This is a genomic window from Candidatus Nomurabacteria bacterium, from assembly GCA_023898425.1.
Lineage (GTDB): Bacteria > Patescibacteriota > Patescibacteriia > 2-12-FULL-60-25 > 2-12-FULL-60-25 > HK-STAS-PATE-2.
In genome coordinates this window covers 794,132-814,383 of record CP060222.1, presented here as the reverse complement: position 1 = coordinate 814,383, position 20,252 = coordinate 794,132, and the positions used below count along the sequence as shown (strand labels likewise).

17 protein-coding genes and 1 other RNA gene are annotated in these 20,252 nt (G+C 48.8%); 10 read left to right on the top strand and 8 right to left on the bottom strand.

Annotation, left to right across the window (positions count from 1 at the left end):
• The first annotated feature begins 9 nt into the window (after positions 1 to 9).
• Positions 10 to 1,812, top strand: a complete 1,803-nt coding sequence (gene thrS, locus H6759_04540; GenBank protein ID USN52262.1) for a threonine--tRNA ligase — start codon at positions 10 to 12, stop codon at positions 1,810 to 1,812.
• Between the two features lie 80 nt (positions 1,813 to 1,892).
• Here the strand turns inward: thrS and H6759_04535 are convergent, their stop codons facing one another.
• The 3 genes from H6759_04535 to H6759_04525 all read right to left on the bottom strand — a co-directional run bounded on the left by H6759_04535 (position 1,893) and on the right by H6759_04525 (position 5,240).
• On the bottom strand, positions 1,893 to 2,585 hold the full coding sequence (locus H6759_04535; protein ID USN52261.1) for a hypothetical protein: 693 nt from the start codon (positions 2,583 to 2,585) through the stop codon (positions 1,893 to 1,895).
• A 109-nt stretch (positions 2,586 to 2,694) separates the two neighbouring features.
• Positions 2,695 to 3,486: a hypothetical protein gene (locus H6759_04530; GenBank protein USN52260.1), complete on the bottom strand. Its 792-nt coding sequence runs from the start codon at positions 3,484 to 3,486 to the stop codon at positions 2,695 to 2,697.
• 92 nt (positions 3,487 to 3,578) lie between these two features.
• Positions 3,579 to 5,240 (bottom strand): hypothetical protein, encoded by a 1,662-nt coding sequence (locus H6759_04525; protein USN52259.1) that lies wholly within the window; start codon positions 5,238 to 5,240, stop codon positions 3,579 to 3,581.
• A gap of 73 nt (positions 5,241 to 5,313) precedes the next feature.
• Between H6759_04525 and H6759_04520 the strand changes: the two genes are divergently transcribed.
• Positions 5,314 to 7,179, top strand: coding sequence for a hypothetical protein (locus H6759_04520; protein USN52258.1), 1,866 nt, complete (start codon positions 5,314 to 5,316; stop codon positions 7,177 to 7,179).
• Positions 7,180 to 7,238: 59 nt separating this feature from the next.
• On the opposite strand, the gene rplT is transcribed toward H6759_04520, so the two are convergent.
• From rplT to smpB, 5 genes are all read right to left on the bottom strand, one after another.
• Complete coding sequence (gene rplT, locus H6759_04515; protein USN52257.1) at positions 7,239 to 7,577, bottom strand: 50S ribosomal protein L20; 339 nt, start codon at positions 7,575 to 7,577, stop codon at positions 7,239 to 7,241.
• Between the two features lie 19 nt (positions 7,578 to 7,596).
• The gene (locus H6759_04510; GenBank protein ID USN52256.1) at positions 7,597 to 7,791 is read right to left on the bottom strand and encodes a 50S ribosomal protein L35; all 195 of its coding nucleotides are present in this window, start codon (positions 7,789 to 7,791) and stop codon (positions 7,597 to 7,599) included.
• A 60-nt stretch (positions 7,792 to 7,851) separates the two neighbouring features.
• Positions 7,852 to 8,412 carry a translation initiation factor IF-3 gene (locus H6759_04505; protein ID USN52255.1) on the bottom strand — a complete coding sequence of 187 codons (561 nt, stop codon included), beginning with the start codon at positions 8,410 to 8,412 and terminating at the stop codon, positions 7,852 to 7,854.
• Positions 8,413 to 8,453: 41 nt separating this feature from the next.
• Positions 8,454 to 8,860: a transfer-messenger RNA gene (gene ssrA / locus H6759_04500) on the bottom strand.
• A gap of 1 nt (position 8,861) precedes the next feature.
• Positions 8,862 to 9,311: an SsrA-binding protein SmpB gene (smpB, locus tag H6759_04495; protein USN52254.1), complete on the bottom strand. Its 450-nt coding sequence runs from the start codon at positions 9,309 to 9,311 to the stop codon at positions 8,862 to 8,864.
• Positions 9,312 to 9,375: 64 nt separating this feature from the next.
• Between smpB and H6759_04490 the strand changes: the two genes are divergently transcribed.
• From H6759_04490 to H6759_04455, 8 genes are all read left to right on the top strand, one after another.
• Positions 9,376 to 10,371, top strand: a complete 996-nt coding sequence (locus H6759_04490) for an AI-2E family transporter (GenBank protein USN52253.1) — start codon at positions 9,376 to 9,378, stop codon at positions 10,369 to 10,371.
• Positions 10,368 to 11,129, top strand: coding sequence for a hypothetical protein (locus H6759_04485; protein USN52252.1), 762 nt, complete (start codon positions 10,368 to 10,370; stop codon positions 11,127 to 11,129). Before H6759_04490 ends, H6759_04485 begins: the two co-directional genes overlap by 4 nt.
• 27 nt (positions 11,130 to 11,156) lie before the next feature.
• Positions 11,157 to 12,338 carry a serine protease gene (locus H6759_04480; protein USN52251.1) on the top strand — a complete coding sequence of 394 codons (1,182 nt, stop codon included), beginning with the start codon at positions 11,157 to 11,159 and terminating at the stop codon, positions 12,336 to 12,338.
• Position 12,339: 1 nt separating this feature from the next.
• Positions 12,340 to 12,954: a hypothetical protein gene (locus H6759_04475; protein ID USN52250.1), complete on the top strand. Its 615-nt coding sequence runs from the start codon at positions 12,340 to 12,342 to the stop codon at positions 12,952 to 12,954.
• An 810-nt stretch (positions 12,955 to 13,764) separates the two neighbouring features.
• Positions 13,765 to 14,241, top strand: coding sequence for a hypothetical protein (locus H6759_04470; GenBank protein ID USN52249.1), 477 nt, complete (start codon positions 13,765 to 13,767; stop codon positions 14,239 to 14,241).
• A gap of 26 nt (positions 14,242 to 14,267) precedes the next feature.
• On the top strand, positions 14,268 to 15,170 hold the full coding sequence (locus H6759_04465) for a hypothetical protein (protein ID USN52248.1): 903 nt from the start codon (positions 14,268 to 14,270) through the stop codon (positions 15,168 to 15,170).
• Between the two features lie 2,605 nt (positions 15,171 to 17,775).
• On the top strand, positions 17,776 to 18,153 hold the full coding sequence (locus tag H6759_04460) for a hypothetical protein (protein USN52247.1): 378 nt from the start codon (positions 17,776 to 17,778) through the stop codon (positions 18,151 to 18,153).
• 458 nt (positions 18,154 to 18,611) lie between these two features.
• A complete protein-coding gene (locus H6759_04455) occupies positions 18,612 to 20,240 on the top strand; it encodes a hypothetical protein (protein USN52246.1) in 1,629 nt (542 codons plus the stop codon).
• The last annotated feature ends 12 nt before the right edge of the window (positions 20,241 to 20,252 follow it).

Genomic DNA, 20,252 nt, shown 5'->3' with positions numbered 1-20,252 from the left:
TCATACACTATGTCTTCACCATCCTATCCAATCGAAACTCGTCGTCACAGCGCCGCACATGTCATGGCAGCTGCTATTAAGCGTCTTTATCCTGAGGCAAAGCTTGGTATTGGTCCTGCTATTGAAAATGGTTTTTACTATGATGTTGATACAGCAAAACCAATCACCGAAGATGATCTTAAGCTAATCGAAAAAGAAATGCGTCGGATCATGAACGAAAAACCGGCGTTTACACGCGAAGAAATCACGCTTGACGAAGGTATTAAGCTTTTTACGGATCTTGGTCAAACGTATAAAGTGGAGCTTTTAAACGATCTCAAAACAAAGGGTACAACCAAGGTAAGTGCCGAAGAAGCGCAAGATGTAGATCCGCAAAATATCGGTTCGATCACACTCTATCGTACAGGTGACTTTGTTGATTTATGTCGAGGCCCACATGTCACAACAGCAAATGAAATCGGTATTATAAAACTCAATAAAGTAGCTGGCGCTTATTGGCGCGGTAAAGCGGAGAATCCACAAATGACGCGTATCTATGGTCTTTGTTTTGCTACTGAGCAAGAGCTCAAAGACTACGAGTACATGATGGCCGAAGCTGAAAAGCGTGATCACCGTAAACTCGGTGTTGAACTCGATCTTTTTGCTTTCTCACCACTCGTTGGTTCTGGATTGCCACTGTTTACACCGCGCGGTTATCAATTGCGTCAAAACCTCACGGACTTTGTTTGGGATTTGATGAAGCCATATGGCTATCAACGTGTTTGGATTCCTCATATCGCCAAGACGGATCTTTATAAAACATCAGGTCACTGGGATAAATTTGAAGATGATCTTTTTCATGTCTCAAGCAAAAAAACCGATGATGCGTTTGTGTTAAAGCCGATGAATTGTCCGCATCACACCCAGATCTTTGCATCGAAGCCTCGTTCGTATCGTGATTTGCCTTTGCGTTTGTCTGAAGTGACAACGGTATATCGTGATGAAAATACCGGACAACTCGCAGGTCTCACACGTGTACGTTCTATCACGCAAGACGATGCTCACGTTTTTTGTCGACCTGATCAAATTGAAGCAGAGGCGCTAGCTATTTATCGTATCATTGAGGGCTTCTACTCGGTAATGGGGATGTCGCTCAAAGCGCGCTTGTCTGTGCGTGACCCAGGAGCACCAGAAAAGTATCTTGGTAGTGACGAGGTCTGGACGAGCGCGGAGAAGTCATTAATGAATTTACTTGTGTCAGTAGACCAAGAATATGAAGTTGGAGAGGGTGAGGCTGCCTTCTATGGACCAAAAATTGATTTCATGGCCCAAGACTCGATTGGACGTAAATGGCAGCTAGCAACGATTCAGCTCGACTTTAACCTCCCTGAACGATTTGAGCTCGAATATGTTGCCGAGGATGGCACAAAACAACGCCCGGTGATGATTCATCGCGCAATTCTAGGTTCGTTGGAGCGATTCTCAGGTGTAGCGATTGAGCACTTTGCCGGATCGTTTCCGCTTTGGCTCGCACCAACGCAGATCGTTATCTTGCCGGTTGCTGATCGTCACGTAGAATTTGCAAAAGCTTTAGCTACCGAACTTGAGTCACATGATCTCCGTGTTGATATTGATGATTCAACAGAATCTGTTGGTAAAAAGATTCGTAATGCAGAAAAAATGAAATACCCACGCATGATTGTCGTAGGGGATAAAGAAGTTGAAGGCGGAGATCTTACGGTGCGTATTCGTGGTCAACAAGATCAAATCACGATAAGCAAAGAAGCGTTCATTACAAAGACCGTTGAAGAAAACAAGAAGCGGTTATCGTAAAAAAAGAAAAATCGACAAAATAAATTCGACCCATCGGAGTATTCCGTTGGGTCGATGTTATTTTTGCGCTAACTCTTACTTCAGCGAACTAACGTAAGAGTTGCTCTAGGTCGTGGCGAAGGTGACTTGTCTTGCGGATGCAAGATATTCAAATATGAATCAACATCTTCTTGGTAGTCACGAAGCGCTTTGTCAAAGAGCGTATGGTCGCTATCTACACAGTACCAGGTTTCGACAAGCTCACGTGTCGGCTGACACTGATAAGCGAGGTGGATCAGAATATCCTCGTAGATTCGCAAGACAAGTTGCAAAGCACAGAAGGTCGGTAGATGATCAGCGTGCTTATCACGTGTATTGAGCAAGACATTGTAGTCTCTTAAGCAGGATGATGGTTCAAGCCCGTCTACTTGAACCGCAAAGCAAGCACTGACATAAGCATGACGAATCTCATTTGTCAGATAACGGTAGTTCGTTTTCATCCATTGAGGTTCCATTTTGCACAAGGATGCCATCCAAAGAACAAATGTGTGCTCAGGGTTTTTATTGAGAAACCGGTCTCTTGAGGCTGTCTTCATAATAGCTCGAAGAGGCTCTAGGGCTACTTCGACGTTATCCGTGCTTATATGCCTTTGTTCATGGCTATCAACCAAGTAGAGAAGAGCCTGGCTACAAGGGCCAGGCATATTCGAGCGTGACATATCATGGCCCAGATGATGATCGATAGAAGAAACGAGTTGTTCCCAATGACGATAGCGAGCTTTGAGTGTCTTCATGTTGCCTCCAATAAAATGTGCTCGCGCAGAGTAATAGATCTATAATAAATTGTCAATCAAAATACCCTCCCTGCTAGTAGGCATGGGAGGGTTTTCGTAACCAGCATTCTCAGATGGCTCCACCAAGAATGAGGCGGAGCATAGGACGACTTTTGGATGGCGTTGGTTCAGTCTTCGTTTGAAGATCTTTGCCTTCCAATCGCTTTAGTTCGCTTTCATATAGGGCAAGGTGCTTTCGATAAATCGAGCGTGCCTTTTGGGCCTGATGATCCGCTCTTGGGACCATAAAAGGATCGCGTTGTATTCGCGAGGTAACCGTCAGAAACCCTGGCTCTGTTGCATGAGCGATATGCGCAAGGAGATTGCGATAGAGCTTCGCGCAACGGTGCAAAACAAATCGTCGAGCATGGCTGCTCTTGCGTTCAGCAATCACTTTTTTCTCGAACGAGTCTAGGGTCGCTTGTAGCTGCTTCGGATGAAGTCCGAATAGGTGATCCTTACGGCAAGGATCGGTAGCCATTGCTACGAGAATCTCTCGCGTTTTATTATCAATGCCACAACGAAAGAGATTGAGCTCATTTTCGTGAAAATGTTCTTCGTGATCAATGGTATTGCCTTCGTCGGCGAGTTGCCAACCAAAGTTATTCAGCTCAAGTCCCGTAGGCTTATCTGAGTATGGATCTAACACCATATAATCATCTTCTGAGGTAAAGACCTCAGAAGGTACATGTGTATAGATCTCCTCTAGCGCTGCAAAGAGATGGTCGTGATCTGCACGCGTTGAGAGGCCATGCTCACCGAGTTCGGTGAGCATCCAAAAGATTTCGGTGATGGGATAGCTAAATGGGCTAAAATGACCATCGAAATCATGTGGTGTAATGGCTGCGTCTTCTGTTTTCATGGTGCACCTCGTAGAAATGAACCTAACAGAAATATAATATTTTGTCAATATTTTAATCAAATAAAAAACTCCGTATAAACGGAGTTTTTTGATTAGCCAGCCTTCTTATTTGATCTTGGTTTTATTGTGCCTTGTAAAGACTTTGCGAGTGGCGGTACCGCTCTTGATCGAACGGCTTTAGCGGTTTTTTGGGCTTCTTGACGATCTTGCTCCTTTAAGCGAGCTTGTTTTGCGTCGTTCTCGGCCTTACGAGCTTCAAAGGCGGTCATTTCTTCACGCCCTTGTGCAGATACCTGGGCCATCTTCGTTTCTTCGCTATCTTCTACATCAAGTAGGTCTTCTTCTGTAAGTTCAACAGTAACAGTGGCTGCAAATGCTTTGACAGCGGCGAGCTGCGCTTTGACCGCTTTGAGACGTTCTTTATCAGCTTTTGTGACGCGGCTTTTTGTCTTTGCTTCTATCATTTGTTCTTCGGTAGCCATTGCTCGATAGGTGTCTGCCATTGCACGAGCTGTAACAGCTTTAAGTGTAGCGGCTGATGCATCAGGCACCATAAGCTTATAGGCCTTGGCAGCATCTTCTTTGGAGAAGGCTGCTAGCCAAGCAACTTCACGATCCTGTTGTTCATTGCGTTGATCAACTGGTGAGTCGATGGTCTCAGTTTTTGTGGACGTCACTACAGGTTTTGCGACTTCAGTTTTTGCGAGTTTTGCCTTTGCTTTATTAATGGCATTAGTCCATTCAGCTTCTTCGACTGTCTCTTTGGCAGCTTCTTTATAAGCATTAGGCGTCTCTTCATTGATGAATTGCGTATCAAGTTTCTGTAATTGATCATAAAGCGCACCTGAAGCGCTGCCTACTTTGCCAGAAATTTGTGTACCAGGGATAAAGCCACCTGTTTGTGACCCACCACGTTTTGTTTTTGAAGCTGTTGTACTTTGCTCATCTTCAGTGCCTAGCGTTGAGCCAAACTTTTCATAACGTGCACGAGCAACTGTCTGAAGAAGGATATTGGCACTCTTCTTATCTTTCGTTAAGAGCTCGTTATAGGCTGCTTCAAGCTGTGCCTGATGGTTAACCGCGTCATCAAAAGAGATAGCGAGCTCTTCATTTCTTGACTCTAGGTTTGCAGCGACAGGTTTATCCATCTCCATCGGAGTGTTATTAACTAATTCAGCGTTATCACCACGAGTTGGCATATTGCCACTACGTGTTGGCCGACTGCTAGGCGCATCTTGCATTTGTCGAAGAGCTTTATTTTTGTCTTCGTTCATGATCGATTCAGCTTCGGTATAGCGCTTCATAAGAGCGTTAAGTTCGGCAGGGTTTTTACCGGCCCAAGCTTGGCCAGCGAGACGACGGAAGAAATTTTTTGTACCGCTAAAGCGCTCGGTTTGTTCTTCTAAGGGATAGCTCTCTAGCATCTTTAAGAACTGTGACTGTGAGAGACCTGATTGAGCGATCTGCTCCTCCTGGGTTTTTTTAGCTGCTTCTCTACGTGCTTCAAAGACCGCACCTGGATTCGTGCGATCCTCGTTAGATTCATTCATTTGTTTACGAATGCTTTCAACGGCGCGTTCATCGCGTGCAGCGGTACGTTCTTCTGTTGCAAGCTTATCAGCTTCGGCCTCAAGAGCGTTTTTACGGCTTTTGCTCATGAGTTCTTTTTTTGCAGCAGGCATTGTTGCTGGATTCTCCATCACAGGTGTGTTTTCTATTGGGCCTGTCTCCAATTTTTTGAGTTTACGTGGCATAGATAATCGCAGTATAGCAAATTAATTCACTATATATTTTATACTAGTGGATAAGTCATGATATACTGACACTATGAAAAGCGAAGTACCGTCTTCAAGAAGACGTCATCAGGCAGATTCTCCCGTATGGGAAGAGGTTTCAGGTGTGAGAATCAGACCAGCGTCACCAATATTTGTAGATGATGGGGGAGACATCATTACTTCGCTCGACTTAAAGAAAACGGCTGCTGAAGACGCAGAACGTTTAGAGAGGCGTCAGCAAAATATCGACGCTCTCGAGAGTCAACGTTTAAGTCTGCGTTCACGTTTGTTTAAAGCGGGGTTAGATGAGTATAAGCTTCAACTCGCGTTGGTATATGCCGACCAAGAACCTAACCCATATATCCAAAAAGAATTTTCGCGCTATCGTGGTTTATTGGGCCTAGCTAAACGTGAAGAAATAGAACAATGGGCAAAAGAATTACTTGCTATTGAAAAGAGTCTCGAGTCTCTTCGAATACAGCAGAGCCCTTCTAACAGATATCCTCAAGAAGAGACGGGTGTTCGTGCACAACCCGTTGGAAGACTCGCGGTTGAGCGTAAATCAGTATCAATGTCGGGAGGATCTCCAACGAGCGCCCCTTCTTTTAAGGGCTCAACACTTGCGATTGGTCAAAGAAATAACATGATACGTTCTGAGCAGCCTTTTGATGCAAAGAGCTATCGGTTAAAGTGGCAAAAAGTCATTCAGCAGATGTCCCCAGAAGAAAAGGCTACGGCATCACAACGTTTTGCGAAAGCAAAGAATTTTCTTGAAGATAAGCGTTTTCACCCTATTAACCGAGCGGCACTTCAGAGATTGTTTGGCACAGAAGATATTGCTACGGCTTATGCTTTGCATGCCTATCAACTAGATCGCGCAGAAGCTACGGGCGTATCTGATATGGGTGGCGATATCGCGCAACGTGTCTATCAGCGGGCGACGAGATTATTAGAGCACGGTATTCCAACACGCGATAAGCAAGACATTGATCGCGCTCGCACATTGCACGGACTTGTTTCAGAGCGAGCAAAAAGTGCAAAGAAAAATCCAGTAGTTCTTTCAAAACCTCGCGGAGTCCCTCCTTTGGCAAAAGAGCTTCGGATGGATCGACTTAATACGTTTGCGGATAAATTGGTAGCAGAAGAACAGCAACAACAAGCGTTTCTTGCAAGCGAACCTAAAGCACAAAAATCACCAGCAATCCCCATGACGCCAAATGGCGAGATGTTAGATAGAGAAAAAGACAACGATGATTATACAGAAGCTTTTACTAGTAACCCTGTAAGTTGGGAGTCTATCGATGAGTATCTTGACGAGCCTCCAACCCTTACTGATCTTTCTGCTCAATTCGAACAAAGTTTTCAAAAACAAGAGCCTATAAGCGAGATGCATCAGCCTCAAGAGCAGCGCGTATCGAAAACAGAAAGTCTACGTCGTAGAATTATAGAAATGGATTCAAATCAGAGCGATGGTAGTTATGTCACGCCATCAACCAAGTCACCCAAAGCCAGTATTCCTGAGTCTGCAAAAAAATATCCAAAGGTAGATCGTGATAATCAAAAGAGGAATGGAGCAGACGAAGATCGAGCATCTAATATCGCTGATCAGCTCATGTCAGCAATAGTGAACCATAAGCCTACTCCTACAGAATGGATCACCACTGAGCTTTACAGCGTCCCTACACGTGAGGCGAGAGCTGAGGTCTTAGAATATCTCATTAAGACGTTTGATTTGGGTCCTGCCTATAAAAAAGATATCGCTTTTATTAAACGTGGAACGCATCAAGAGGCAGAAGCGCGTTATGATAAAGTGGTAAAACGTTTTATCCCTGTATTCATTAAGTCATTAAAAATAAAAAGCTTGTTACGAAAACCGGGGTTGAAGATTTTGTGGAGAAGCTCCAAACCTTTTCGGTGAGTAAAAAGCTTCATAGTAAAAAACACCTCGAGATGATCGAGGTGTTTTTTTTATTGGGATTAACCCTTTGCAATTTTTGCAAAAATGTTTGGATGCTTTGCAGCGATTTCTGAAAGAACCACACGGTTCAATGAGATATCACGTTTTTTGAGATCACCCATGAGCTTTGAGTAGCTCACGCCGAGTTCACGAGAAGCAGCGCCGATGCGCATTTGCTGTAAGCCGCGATTTTCACGCTTCTTGAGCTTGCGACCGACATACGCATTTTTACCTGCCTTTACAGCAGCGATTTTTGCGAGTTTAAGTTTGGATTTGCGACCCCACATCATGCCTTTAGTACGGGCAAGGATATTTTTGCGACGTTTTACATGTTGGGTACCGCGTTTGACTCTTGGCATACGTTATTCAGAGGATAGGTTAGTTATGCGGGGTGAGCGTCTTCATGGTGCGGACAAATTGGTCTGCAACGGCAATATCGCGACGCTTATTGCGGGTTACTGTACCGCTTTCGCGGCTATTGAAGTGGCCTTGGCCGCCTTTACGCTTCAAGAGCTTGCCGCTCTTGGTTTTGATAATGCGCTTAGCGATGGCTTTTGTAGTTTTAATCTTCATAAACTCGGATGGGTGTGATGAGGCCGAAGGTTAGGTTATTTTCAAAAAAAATGCAAGAGCTTAGGTCTTTCTGGCGATAATAGCCGAAACATTGCCTCCGCTACGAGTAATAGGTTGTTCTACGGTAACGCCATACTCAAGGGCGATTTGATCAATAAAGACCTGTATTCGATCCTGGGCAAGGTGACCATGCTCTTTTTCGCGGCCACGTAATCTGATCTCTACTTTAACCTTGTCGCCTTCTTTAAAGAAGGTTTTTGCTTGGTTTACACGTGTATCAAAGTCATTTTGACCCATTTTTACCGATAAACGAATACCCTTAACATCAATTTTCTTGGCATGAGCTTTTTGGGTACGAAGCTCCTTTTCTTTGTGGTATTTAAATTGACCGTAATTAAGGATTTTACAAACGGGAGGATTCTCTTTTGGGGAGACTTCGACCAAGTCCATTTCGCGTTCTTGGGCTAAGGCAAGCGCTTTTTCGGTTGCCATGACGCCTAAGAACTCTTCGTTATCATCAATAACACGTACTTCAGGTACGCTGATCTGCTCATTAATATTGTATTTAACGAGTTCTTCTTTCTTTTGTTGGCCGCCGCGGCGACGATAGTGGATTCGCATTGTATGTAAATAGTGTTGTCACCCCGAGCAAAGTCGAGGGGTGGTGGAGATGGGGGGTATCGCACCCCCGTCCGTCTAACCTAATCACCCTTTTCGCTCACAAGCTTAGTTCTTTCTAAGAGCTAGTCTAGATGGGATAAAAGAACAAGATCATCTAGATGGATGCTCAAGCCTGTCCTCCTTGTGCCGAGCATGGGCACTTGGAGCTAGCCTCGAAGTATAACAGCCGTTTGCTTAAGAAGGCGCTTAAGCAAGGACCGGTCCGAAGGTATTCGCGTTAAGCGAAGGTCGGAACAAAGGCTGGAGCACGGAATGCGTGAGCAACCGTTTCGCGAACCTTGGAAATGACGTTGGCAATTGTCATGTGTAAAACGATATTTACGAGCGGTTTTACAGGCTCGGCTTGCAAAGATGTGAATGGACTAAACGTCGATGCTGATTCATCCCCGTTATTCGTCTTCGCCACGCATAACGCGACGGACGGTGCGCTCAATGTCTCGCTGTTTTAAGGCATCACGTTTGTCATGGGCTTGTTTACCCTTGGCAATCGCAAATGAGAGCTTGATGCGTCGCCCGACAGGGTAGAACGAAATAGGCACCATTGTCAAACCTTTTTCTGCTGATTTTTCTGCTAATTCTCGCAATTCTTTCTTGCTTACGAGTACGGTAATTGTTCGGTTTGGGTCGATGGTCTCGCGATGCGCTGCCTTGCTATAGGGCCGAATATGGCTACCGACAAGCTTGAGTTCACCACCAAGTATTTTAAGATAACTCCCATCGAGCTTTGCTCCACCTTCGCGTATCGCTTTAACCTCGTGGCCCTCCAATACCAAGCCAGCCTCAATGGTTTTGAGAAATTGATACTCGTGCCGCGCCTTACGGTTCTCGGTAAAAAGCATGGCCGTATCATGTCACTATTTACCCACAGTGGCAACGTTTTTACGCAGGCGTTATGCTTTGTCTATGGATCGCGTTTACAATGTAGAGCTATCACTTAACTCCTTGCTTAAGACCTTGGCTTTTTTGCTTGTCATAGGCTTAACATGGGTACTTCGCGATATTCTTGTATCGGTGTTTCTTTCGATCTTGTTGGCTGGCTTGCTCTATCCGCTTGTTGTTTGGGCAAAGCAAAAAAACATTCCGAAAACGCTAGCCATCGGTGGACTCTTACTCGGGTTTGTTATTATAAGCGCAACACTCGTAGCGTTATTGGTGCCGGCAACGCTTACACAAGCAAGGCTCGCTATTGATTCATTTAATATCCTTAGCGCCAATCAACAATGGTCATCCTATATTGATATTGGTAGCCTGCAAGATATTATTCCTGATCCAAAAAGCCTTCTTTCTCAGTTTGCATCGAGTATTGATATTGTCGCCACGTCATTTGCAAACATCATCATTGTCATTGTTTTAGCATTCTATATGCTCTTAGAAGAGAGTGCGGCAAAAACATTATTTCGTTCTACGATACCTGATAGATATCAAGAGTTTGCCACAAAAGCATTGTGGCAAGTCGTAGAAAAACTTGGAGATTGGGTACGTGGTCAATCGTTTCTTTCTGCGGTAATCGCAGGAGCTTATTTTGTTGGTTTTAGTATTGTTGGTGTGCCGTATGCCTTGCTCTTGGCGCTTATTGGCGGGCTTTTAGAATTCGTTCCGTATATCGGTCCAGTGATGGCCGCGGTGCCGGCATTGTTTTTTGCCTTCGGTATTTCGCCATGGCACTCATTGGCAGTCCTCTTATTTATGTTGATTGTTCAACAATTACAAAATCATGTGCTTTCTCCGCTTGTGATGCGCCGCGCAGTGGGACTAAGCCCAGTTATTAGTATTCTGGCTTTTCTTATCGGGGCTAAGCTTTTTGGGATTGCTGGTGCGCTTTTTGCGATCCCGGTTGCGACAGCGCTTTCAGTCGTGTATACCGAATACAGAAAAGCCTTTTCTTTACGCGTGACATGATATTCTTGCTTTTACGATCACTGCCGCTTCTTGCTGCCATCAGCATCTTGTTTTTGAGTCGGTGGCAATTTATTGCTTGGAGAACGTTTCCTCTTTTATATATTGCTTCGGCGCTCGTATTTATTGTATCGGCGGCACTCATTGGTTACCGTCGTCTTGCATGGCGTGAATGGATAAAGGTAATCCCACCGGTTGTGACCTTTCTAATCGCTGGTGGTGCAGCATTACTTGTAGAGAGCGGTTCACAACAAATACTATTTAGTCTTTTTGTGAGTGGACTTGCTTACCTCACATTAGAACTGCTTTATCTTTTAGGCGTAGAGCCAAGTAAGTATCCCGTACATGGATTATCGAGACTTAACCTCGCACTTATTCCATTAGGGATGTTCTTTTTGACGATGACACTATCAGGTTTGCAAGCCTTCATTCGTTTTCCGTTTTGGATGAGTCCGTTTTTTGGTCTCGCATATGGTGTTTTAACATTTGCCTGCACCTCTCATCATACGGCTGACAAAGAACAAAATAAACGCTGGTTATTTATGGGTGGTCTTGTAGGATTGCACGCAGGTATCTTTGCTATGATATTGCCTCTTGATGTTATCGCTAGCGGAGTTATGGCAGCGCTTCTCTTTGCATTTCCGTTTCGTGCACGCAGATATAGTCACGAACCAAAACCAAAACGAAGAAGTGGCCTCATTGAAGCGTCGTTATTCTTGGCGTGTTTTTTTGCCGTCATCTTATTTTCGCGCTGGGCATAAAAAACGACTTCGTGGTATCATGGCGTCATGAAACAACGCTTAGAGCCGTCTTTTTTTTCTCGTGACCATGCGGTGGTAAGTGCTATTGTCGCATTATTTGCGAGTGGCCTTATTTCTGGAGCTCTCTATTTTATTTTGCTTGCCCCAGCTATCCAAAAGCTAGACGCAAAAATCAACGAACTTGTTTTAGGTTCAACGAGCACAACGCCTATTCCTCAAGTGCCGCAGGTTGAGGTTGTGCCAATCTCAAGTCGTCCATTACTAAGCGCATTACCAAGCGAGCTCACAAGTCAGCCGGTGAGTACGGTAAATATTATTCGGCGTTCTACAGCTATCGAAGCCGAGGGGATTATTCAAGGCGAGCAGACTATTGGGCATGCTATTGCCGTTACAAGCGATGGTTGGTTTGTTGTTCCATATTCGATCATCGAAGGAGAATCAACGAGTCTTCTTGCTTTGCAGGTTCGCGGAGGTCTCGTATCAATAAAAAAGATCATTCACGACAAATCTACGGGATACGTTTATCTTAAAGCAGATGCTATCACGATGACGGCAGCAAGCTTTGTTCGCCCAGAGCTCATCGAAGAAGGTGCTACCGTCTATGCAGAAATTGCCCCTACTATATTCGTACCTGTTACATTGAGCGATCTTGCTTTATCGCCTGGTTGGCAAAGTTCTGAAATCTCTACAAGAAGACTTCGCGTTATTTCTCCGCTTGATGCCCCTTTGCAAGGCGCTCCACTTCGTGATGCCACTGGTCGTGTTGTAGGTATGATCGATCAATTTGATAAATCACTTGGCTCATGGCTCGCATTGCCTGTTGGTACCGTTGCAAGCGATATTAATTCGATCACCGCTAATGGATTTATCCAGCGAGCGACGCTCGGTGTACGTGGTATCGATCTAGCGCAAACCATTTTACCGACGACAACATCAACCGTGGCAGAACCGCTCGGCTTTTTATTGAAAGCAAACAAGCGTCTTGGCGCTGCGGTAAAAAGCGACAGCCCCGCTTCTGGTAATATGGTCGAAGGTGATATCATACAACGTGTAGAACGCGATGTGCTTGATGGTTCGGTAGATCTTGCGAGCTTACTTATGGATTATCGCCCTGGTGTAAGTATTACGTTTTACGGCAAACGCAAAGAAGAGGTCTTTCAAACAAAAATAACTCTTGGCACAGCCACAACAACCGAAATGATTAAATAGTATGAGTAATAAAGAACATCCTTTGCAGATTCTCACGATAGGCTGGAAGCGTATCGTGGGCTACACCATCCTCGGTGCATTAGCAGGCTTCGCCTTATCCTTTTTGTCGCCGTTAGAGTATTCATCAAGTGTACGTCTTCTTATCACCCAGCCAAATACGGTAAATGTTGATTCGTTTACGGTATTAAAGTCTAACGAGAGAATCGCGCAAAATCTTGCCCAGCTTCTTTCGACCTCATCGTTTTTTGATAATATCGTTGCTCAAGCAGAAAATCTTGATCGATCACAAATCCCCCAAAACGAATACGATAAACGTCGTTACTGGAACAACGCTATTAATGTCGGTGTTGAGGCTGGATCTGGTCTAATGACCATTACAGTCTTTGATGAGCGCGTAACCCAGGCAAGAAGTCTTGTAGTGGCCGCATCAAATGAAATCGCAAAACAGGCACCTAACTACTTTGGTTCGGTGGTTCGAGTAGCGGTTATCGACTCTCCTCTGGATTCTAGATGGTATGCAAGGCCAAATATCCCGATGAATACCGCCTATGGTGCCGTCATCGGAGGGATGTTATCAGTCGCGTGGCTCCTATTACGTAGACAAAAAAGAGGCTAATTTAAAAGATATCACCCCGGCTTCGTTATCCTCTCTTGCCCTCCGTGTGAACGAAGGTGACACCCCGTCATGCCGACCGACGACGCAGCACCACCCCGTCATGCCGACCGACGACGCAGCACCGCCTCGTCATGCCGACCGACGACGCAAGGAGGAGTGGAGGCATCTGTCCATCACTACGAGATCTCTCCACTTCTTCGCTATGCTCAGTCGGTCGAGATGACGAGTAGCGTACCTCTCCACTATGCTCAGTCTCTTTCGGCGTTGCTCGAGACATGGGTCGAGATGACGAGTAACGTACCTCTTCGCTTCGCGGAGAGGCTGGAGAGGATCGAGAGGCGAAGACACCGTCAGAAGTCAAAAACCTCCATTTAGTGGAGGTTTTTGCTATTTACTAATTCTAGAGAAGAATCAGTATAATGCAAAACAGAAACTTGACAAATAACCTGATATTTGCTATAGTGTAGTTAAGAAAGAAGAGAAGTGTTCGGTTGTAACTTCACACAATATTCACGAGATGGAGGGCGTGACAAGAAATAATGATTGGTCTCAAATAGTCTATTTTGAGATACATAATCATTATGTCACAAGCCCCTTGACAAAATGGGTTTTTGGCGTATACTATTTCGTTAACTTGATAGCCCTTTTCGTTAACTTGATAGCCCTTTCATAGATTCTGTAGCCGTTCCGTTGCACCGCATCCTCCTTTGCGAGGCTGCGGGACGGCTGGAGAATCGATGACATCTGATCCTCGGTTTACCAAAACGTCCCATCACCCACAGGCCCTCGCGGTAGTGGGGAGGAGTAGAAATGTCCTTTCAAATCAAGTTTTTCAAGATGGTCATCGTCATGATGGTCATCACTGGTTCGTTCTCGATGCCTGCGTTCGTGCAGGCTGACGAGTTCGAGCCACCGCCCACGGCATCGGCGCCCAATGCGTCGGTGATGCCGATTCCGGCCAATCCTCGCACCTGGTGCGAGGAGGAGGGCTACTGCAGCCCTGGTGAGACCACCACAACCGTGGTGATCGACGACGATCCGCCGCCTCCCACGGCATGGCGAATCGTCGTCAACGCCACCTCTCTGGCGGACGTCAAGGTTCCCGTCAGCACGGCGAGGTCGAAACCGACTACGGTGTTGCCGAGTACGGTATCGGTGGTGAAGCGGTTTGTCCGCCTAACACCGTTCCGCTTGTCATTGCGCCATCGGGGCTTCGGCACCTGCGCGACGCGGCCGGTCATCGGTTCGTGGCTGGTACCTTCTGCGCCGTCCCTAACGGGTCGGTAAGGCAAGGTGACACGATCAACATCGACATGAGTGAGTACGTCACCGTGGTGATGTTCGAGGAGCTTGTCGCGAGGCTAGAAAGAGACGAGCGTACGCTCTGGCTGCACATGTGCAGCGCGAACTACCCCAACGTCATCTTCGAAGAGTGGTTCAACGCCACTCCAGAAGGTCGCAACGCGCTTTGTCCGGACGTGGACCCGGCGCAACAGCGGCAGATCGACGACAACCTCGAGACGAACTATCGGTTCGAGTGCGCTGACAAGATGGACGTCGTCACCTTCCAAGAATGGGAGGCTGCGACTCCGGCTCGTCGTGTCGAGCTGTGCCCCCCGAGTGCGGGTGGAAGTTCGGTTGGCGAGTTCCTGTCGCAGAACGTCGACTTCCAAGTCGACGTCAACCTCTGCGCGGGCCAAAGCGGTCTCGAGTCTTCGCTGGTTTGTGGCGAGATCGGTGGGCAGATCAATCTGCGACCGTTCGCCTCCAATCGGGTCGGCTTCGTTCTTCGTGGCTCGTTCGGTGGTGGCAACATCGGTGACGAAAGCCTGGCCATCCAGGACTACGTCCCGGTCGATCGGTTCACGCGAGGCTCTGTCTCGCTTGGACTTCAGATCACTCTGGCGCCGCGCCTTCGTCTCGATCTTCTCGGCGGCTTCGTCCGTTACACAACGGGCAACAGCGCCCCGAACGGTTCGGGCGACGGCGCTCGAGGCAACGGTCTTCGGACCGAGTTGGCCTTCACGGTCGACCTCACTCGTCCTCGAGAAGGATTTAGGGCCGTTCCCTACTTCCGTATCGGGGTCGACGTGCAGCGCATCACCTGGGACATCTTCACGACGTCCGGCGGTCACAACTACGTGAACCGCACAGGTGTGGCTGGGATGATTGGCTTCGGCCTTCGCCTCGGCTCGGGTGCGATCCTCGCACATTAGTTTGGTCTTCTGCCCAGCAGTTGAGAGTTGAAAAACTTTCCTGCTGGGCCTCCAATACCTCGTGATGACTCTGTCGTCATGAGATTGAGGGGTAAACGTTGCAAGTATGCAGCGCCTCTCGTTCTTTAACAATCAACCCAATCCCCACCCACCCCTCACGGGTTAGTGGGGAAGGAGACATCATGAAGAAGTTTCTGATTCTAGTCGCAGCTCTGCCGCTCTTCGGCTTCAACTGCACAGGCCCGGTCGACGACGCGCCCGACGGTGTCGTTCGCTACTGTACGCCGGGAGAAGTCCTGGATGCGAACGACTGCGATGCCTCGTGCGATGACGGATCGACGCACCTCGTGTGCGACGCCTCCGGCACCACCGGCATCTGCGCAGTGAAGCCCGGTGAGGTCTGCGAAAGCAGTCCGCCGGCCCCGTGTCAGAATGACCCTCGCTTCGACGAGATCGGCGACGCCTGCACCCCGCAGGGTTGCCCCTCGGGTAGAGGCCAGCTCTTCTGCAACAACCAGTCGGTCATCTGCGTCGCCCTCGCGGCGTGTGTGACTCCGGTCACATGCTTCCGTGATGTCGACGGTGACAGTGTTGGTGGGACACAGAGTCAGGTGTTCACCACCGGCGTCTGTGACCCGGCTGGGTTCTGGTCACGGGAGACTGTGACGATAACGATCCCGACGAGAAGTTCGACTGCTCGTCGGGAACGACCTGGTACGAGACTACGACGACGATGGCTTCGGCTGTCAGTGGCGACCTGTCACACTCAGGTGTCAGTGACGCAGCCTGAGGGCTACGTGCTCAAACACCGTGACTGCGACGACCACAGTCACAGCTCCAACGACTGCACGCCGGTTCCTCAGGCGCCCCCACGAAACGGACGCCCTTTGCCACAACGGTGAGGACGATGACTCGCGACCGGGCTCGTCGACCAACGATGCGGATGCGTACCGGTCTCGCCTCCTCCCGAGGGTGGCACCCTCAGTGTTCGAGCTCAGCGCAGCAAAAGCTGCGTCGTCGTTGCCGAACCGAGCCATTGCAATTCGACAACGTGGGTAACCCCGCCTTGTCCGGCTTCACGCAACGTACTGGTCGAAACGATCAACCCACCTTCGGTGGTGAAAGCTCATCGTCTGGGGCGGGTTCGTTCGAGCGCAGGTCGTCTGCGATGGACCGACCCGGTCGGCATGCGCAACAACCTGTCTCGGTGGTGGGAGTACGGACGTCTCATCACGCTACCGCCTGTTGGATCGGACTTGTCCGACAACGGGTTTCACTACACCTTCAACGGCATCGCGTTGACGGGTGACACGATACGTGATCGCGCCTGGCGGCCGCGTGGCGTGCAAACCGTCTCTGCCTGTATGTCCAGTAGTATCTGATGAATCTGGGTGAGGCTTGAGTGTATTCTACATTTCACCTCCATCTATGAGTCCATCACATACGTGGTGAACCGATAGTTGGAAGGTGAAGAAACCTTGACAATGTCAAATAAATAGTGTACAATATCCTCTAGTTGAATTAGCGTCTTCTTAGGCATTGGGCGTGAAACATCATTCACTGTCAATGCGTGTGAAGACAAAATATGCCAGGTGGTCTTATGAGTCTGTTCTTTCAAAGTTTCGCGTCGAAATGCACGATTCGACGTTGCCCTAAGGAGGGCAAAATGACCAACGTAAGCAGATCTCGATCCTGCGGCCCTCATCATCGCATCTGCCGGCGCCGCACCCCATCGGGTGCGACGCGGACCTCATCAAGCCCCGACAGCGGGATGGCAACCCTCGACAGCGGCGTGATCACCCCGACAGCGGCGTGATCACCTGTCCGGCCATCCGCTGCCCGGGGCAGCGCATTGACCCAGGGTCGGATGGATGTCAGTGCCCACCGCACGTCACCGTGGCGAGGACGCTCGCTCCGGTCGCATTCGTCGATCGGATGGTCACGCGATGTCCTGCCTCCGATGCGTCGGCACGGCATCGAGCGATGCCGGCACGACCAGACGATTCGTCTGCGATCTGGTGTCGGCTCCTTCCGACACATCCACGTCCGCTTCGGCGAACGGCAGTCCGGCGGTCACCACCCGGTGTTGACGACAGGATACGCCAGGTGTTCATCCCAGGTGCAGAAGGCTCACCACTACGGGTGTTCGACCGCCCCGGCGTCAACGTCGAGGCAACCACTGCCGGCGTCTACGACGCCACGGTCGTTCTCGACGACTTGAGATCCGTTCCTTGCTCGCACCTCGGTGCGAGCACCAACTGCTGAACCCATCACTTCTCGTGGTGGGTTTTGCGTTTTAGGCTTTGACAGGTGATTGCGGGTTCGATAGACCAAGAGAAAGATTATGAAACACCTCATTACCTCGCTCTGCGCGATTATCGCTGTTACGACATTATCTGGTTGCGGTGAGTTACCTGCTTTTTAGATAAAGATGAACCAATAACGGTAACATCAACAGAACCAGTACCAGCAGCAAATTTGGTTGTATTAGACGAGATTAAACCTTGTACCTATAAACAACCAGACTGTACGGGTACTTTAGTGGTCACAGGTACGATTGATCGCTCTTGGAGCGCTGTAACGTCTGTAGAGATGGTGTCAGGATTTGTCACGAGTGCTTGCCAAGTGTGATATTCAAACACCTATAGACAAGCCGTCAACATTATTTGGCTTTACCTGTATCACCAAAGACATCCCAGAAGATAAGCAGTTTCTTGTGCGTTTTTATGCCGGTGATGAGCAATACGCTGTCGTGACCAATTACCCAAAACGTGGTGAACCTACCAACGAATGTCAGTTTGCCAGAGGTCTTATTGTTCAAGATATTCGTGTAAATGGCGCTAGTTTAGAGCATCGCATTATTGATATTGCCCAGAAAAGGCAACAAAGGAGAATGATTGTAGAGAGGATTTTAAGGCTTTCTCCGCCTTTCGCTAACGGGCTGTCATCCTGGCTTCGTTATCCTCCCTTGCCCTCCGTGTGAACGAAGGGTGACACCGCCTCGTCATGCCGACCGACGACGCAGCACCACCCCGTCATGCCGACCGACGACGTAAGGAGGGTGGAGGCATCTGCCGTGCTGCGATGATCTCTCCACTTCTTCGCTGTGCTCAGTCGGTCGAGATGACGGTAAGGGTTCCGCAGTGTACCTCTTCGCTCCGCGGAGAGGCCAGGAGAGGATCGAGAGGCTATTACTGTCATTCCGTGGGCGGTCTGACGTCATCCCGAGCGCAGTCGAGGGATGTCGCTACGGGGGTTGACAAAAACCATATTTTAATGGTAAAGACCAACGTCCACACAACTCCTTATCGTAAATGAGAAGAGCTTGTTTGGAGAACATCCGCACCCTATTTGCTCGGTTTGTTTGTCTATCTCCTCCGATGACAAGCGTGCCGGGCGAATTGGTTGCGGATGGGCCGCACCTTCACAAGGAGAATTACGATGAGAAAAACAATCATCGTGGTCAGCGTGGTGCTGGCGTGGGCGGCCCATACGGGGACGACTCATGCTCAAACCGAAGCAGATCAGGTGGCTGCATATAACTGTGCGATGACATGTCTCAATCAACTGGGGCAAGCATGTGCAGATCCAACGGCAGCCATTCAGTGCGTTGCGAGTCAGCCTGATTGTGTAGGTAACCCTGCGCGTATCACGGCTGCTACCATGTACATCATTGGGGCGAATAGCTGCAGTAATGTGCCTGCACATGTGGCAACACCACAGGCAGAAACGCAGCAGCCTCGGCGTCGTCCGACAAGAACGACCACGAGACGAACAACGACGGTTGTCGTAACGCAAGAACCTAGCTCACCAGCGGTGGATAATACGGCGTTGACCTATGTCATTCCGTCGCTACCGATTTTGGGCGAAGGTCCTGCAGCGCGCGATGGTCGTGCGCAGATTGCGCAGACGCTTTGTGAGCGACTTGGTGGTGTGTGGTACGGCGAAGGTCGTACAGCAAATCCTTCTCGCGCTCGTTTCGTTGCACTCATCCAAAACCTCGTCGAGCCCAATAGTGGGTCTGGCGGTACACCGGATGAGGATCGCAACCCCGGCGTTTGTTTGACGCCCGAAGGTGTCATTCTTGCCGAAGTGATTCGGCAGGCGATGCTCGAGATGCGCACCGCTGACCTGACACAAGCGCAACAAATCGAAGCGCTTCGAGAACAGGTCGGAGATCTTCAAGCTCTTCGTATGCAGATCGAAGATCTTCGTCGAGAGATTGGACAAGTGCGAGCAGATTCGCTCGAAATGGATCACGTCATCTTGGAACACGTACGTGTCATGGTGCGTGGCATCTACCGAGCGCAGCGTACTCAGCTATGCCGACCCGGCCAAGAATTTATTGAGTACGAAATCGGGGGCACGACAGAACGATTGTCCTGTACGACCTCTGAAGTAACTACTCATTCGGATTCGGCCGCAGGATCCAGCACTGATGCTGAAGGTGACGAACCTTCACGACAGTCACCTTTGTCAACAAACGGAGATGATCGTCAGGGCATTCAGGTGCCGGAGCTTCGTCGCTCACGTGGCGGTCGTCGAACAAACGAAGGACGTGTCGGCTTGATCGTCGAGACATCCTTCGCTACCTCGTACTACCAATTGGTAGCGCACGCTGGATCAAGATCGCCGAAGTTTTTTGGCCTCGGACTCGCGCTCACGATTCGGCTTGTCCCTCATCTTTACCTTCTTGGAGGTGTTGATGCAGGCGCTGGTCTTCGTGACGGTGTGCATGTCCCCGTTCAAGGGCAGGTGCATTATCGCGTCGGTCTGCTCGGCGTCGCCGCAGGTCATTTGCTCCTCGGAGCGAATGCACATTTTGGCCATCGCTACTCCGGTAACGGAGAATTGGCGGAACAAAATGGTACTTGGTACCAACTGCGGCAACGAGGCTTGCGTCTCGACGTGGGTTATACCTGGCGTGAACGAGGATGGTCGCCATTTGTGATGGTGTCAGGTGTGATTGGCGTCGCTGATCATGCCGATCGTCGCTTGAACGATGGTGCCCAAACCCGTTTTGATCCGGGCTTGATCATCACGATCGGCGGGATGAACCTCGGTCGTTAGCTCTTTTAGATT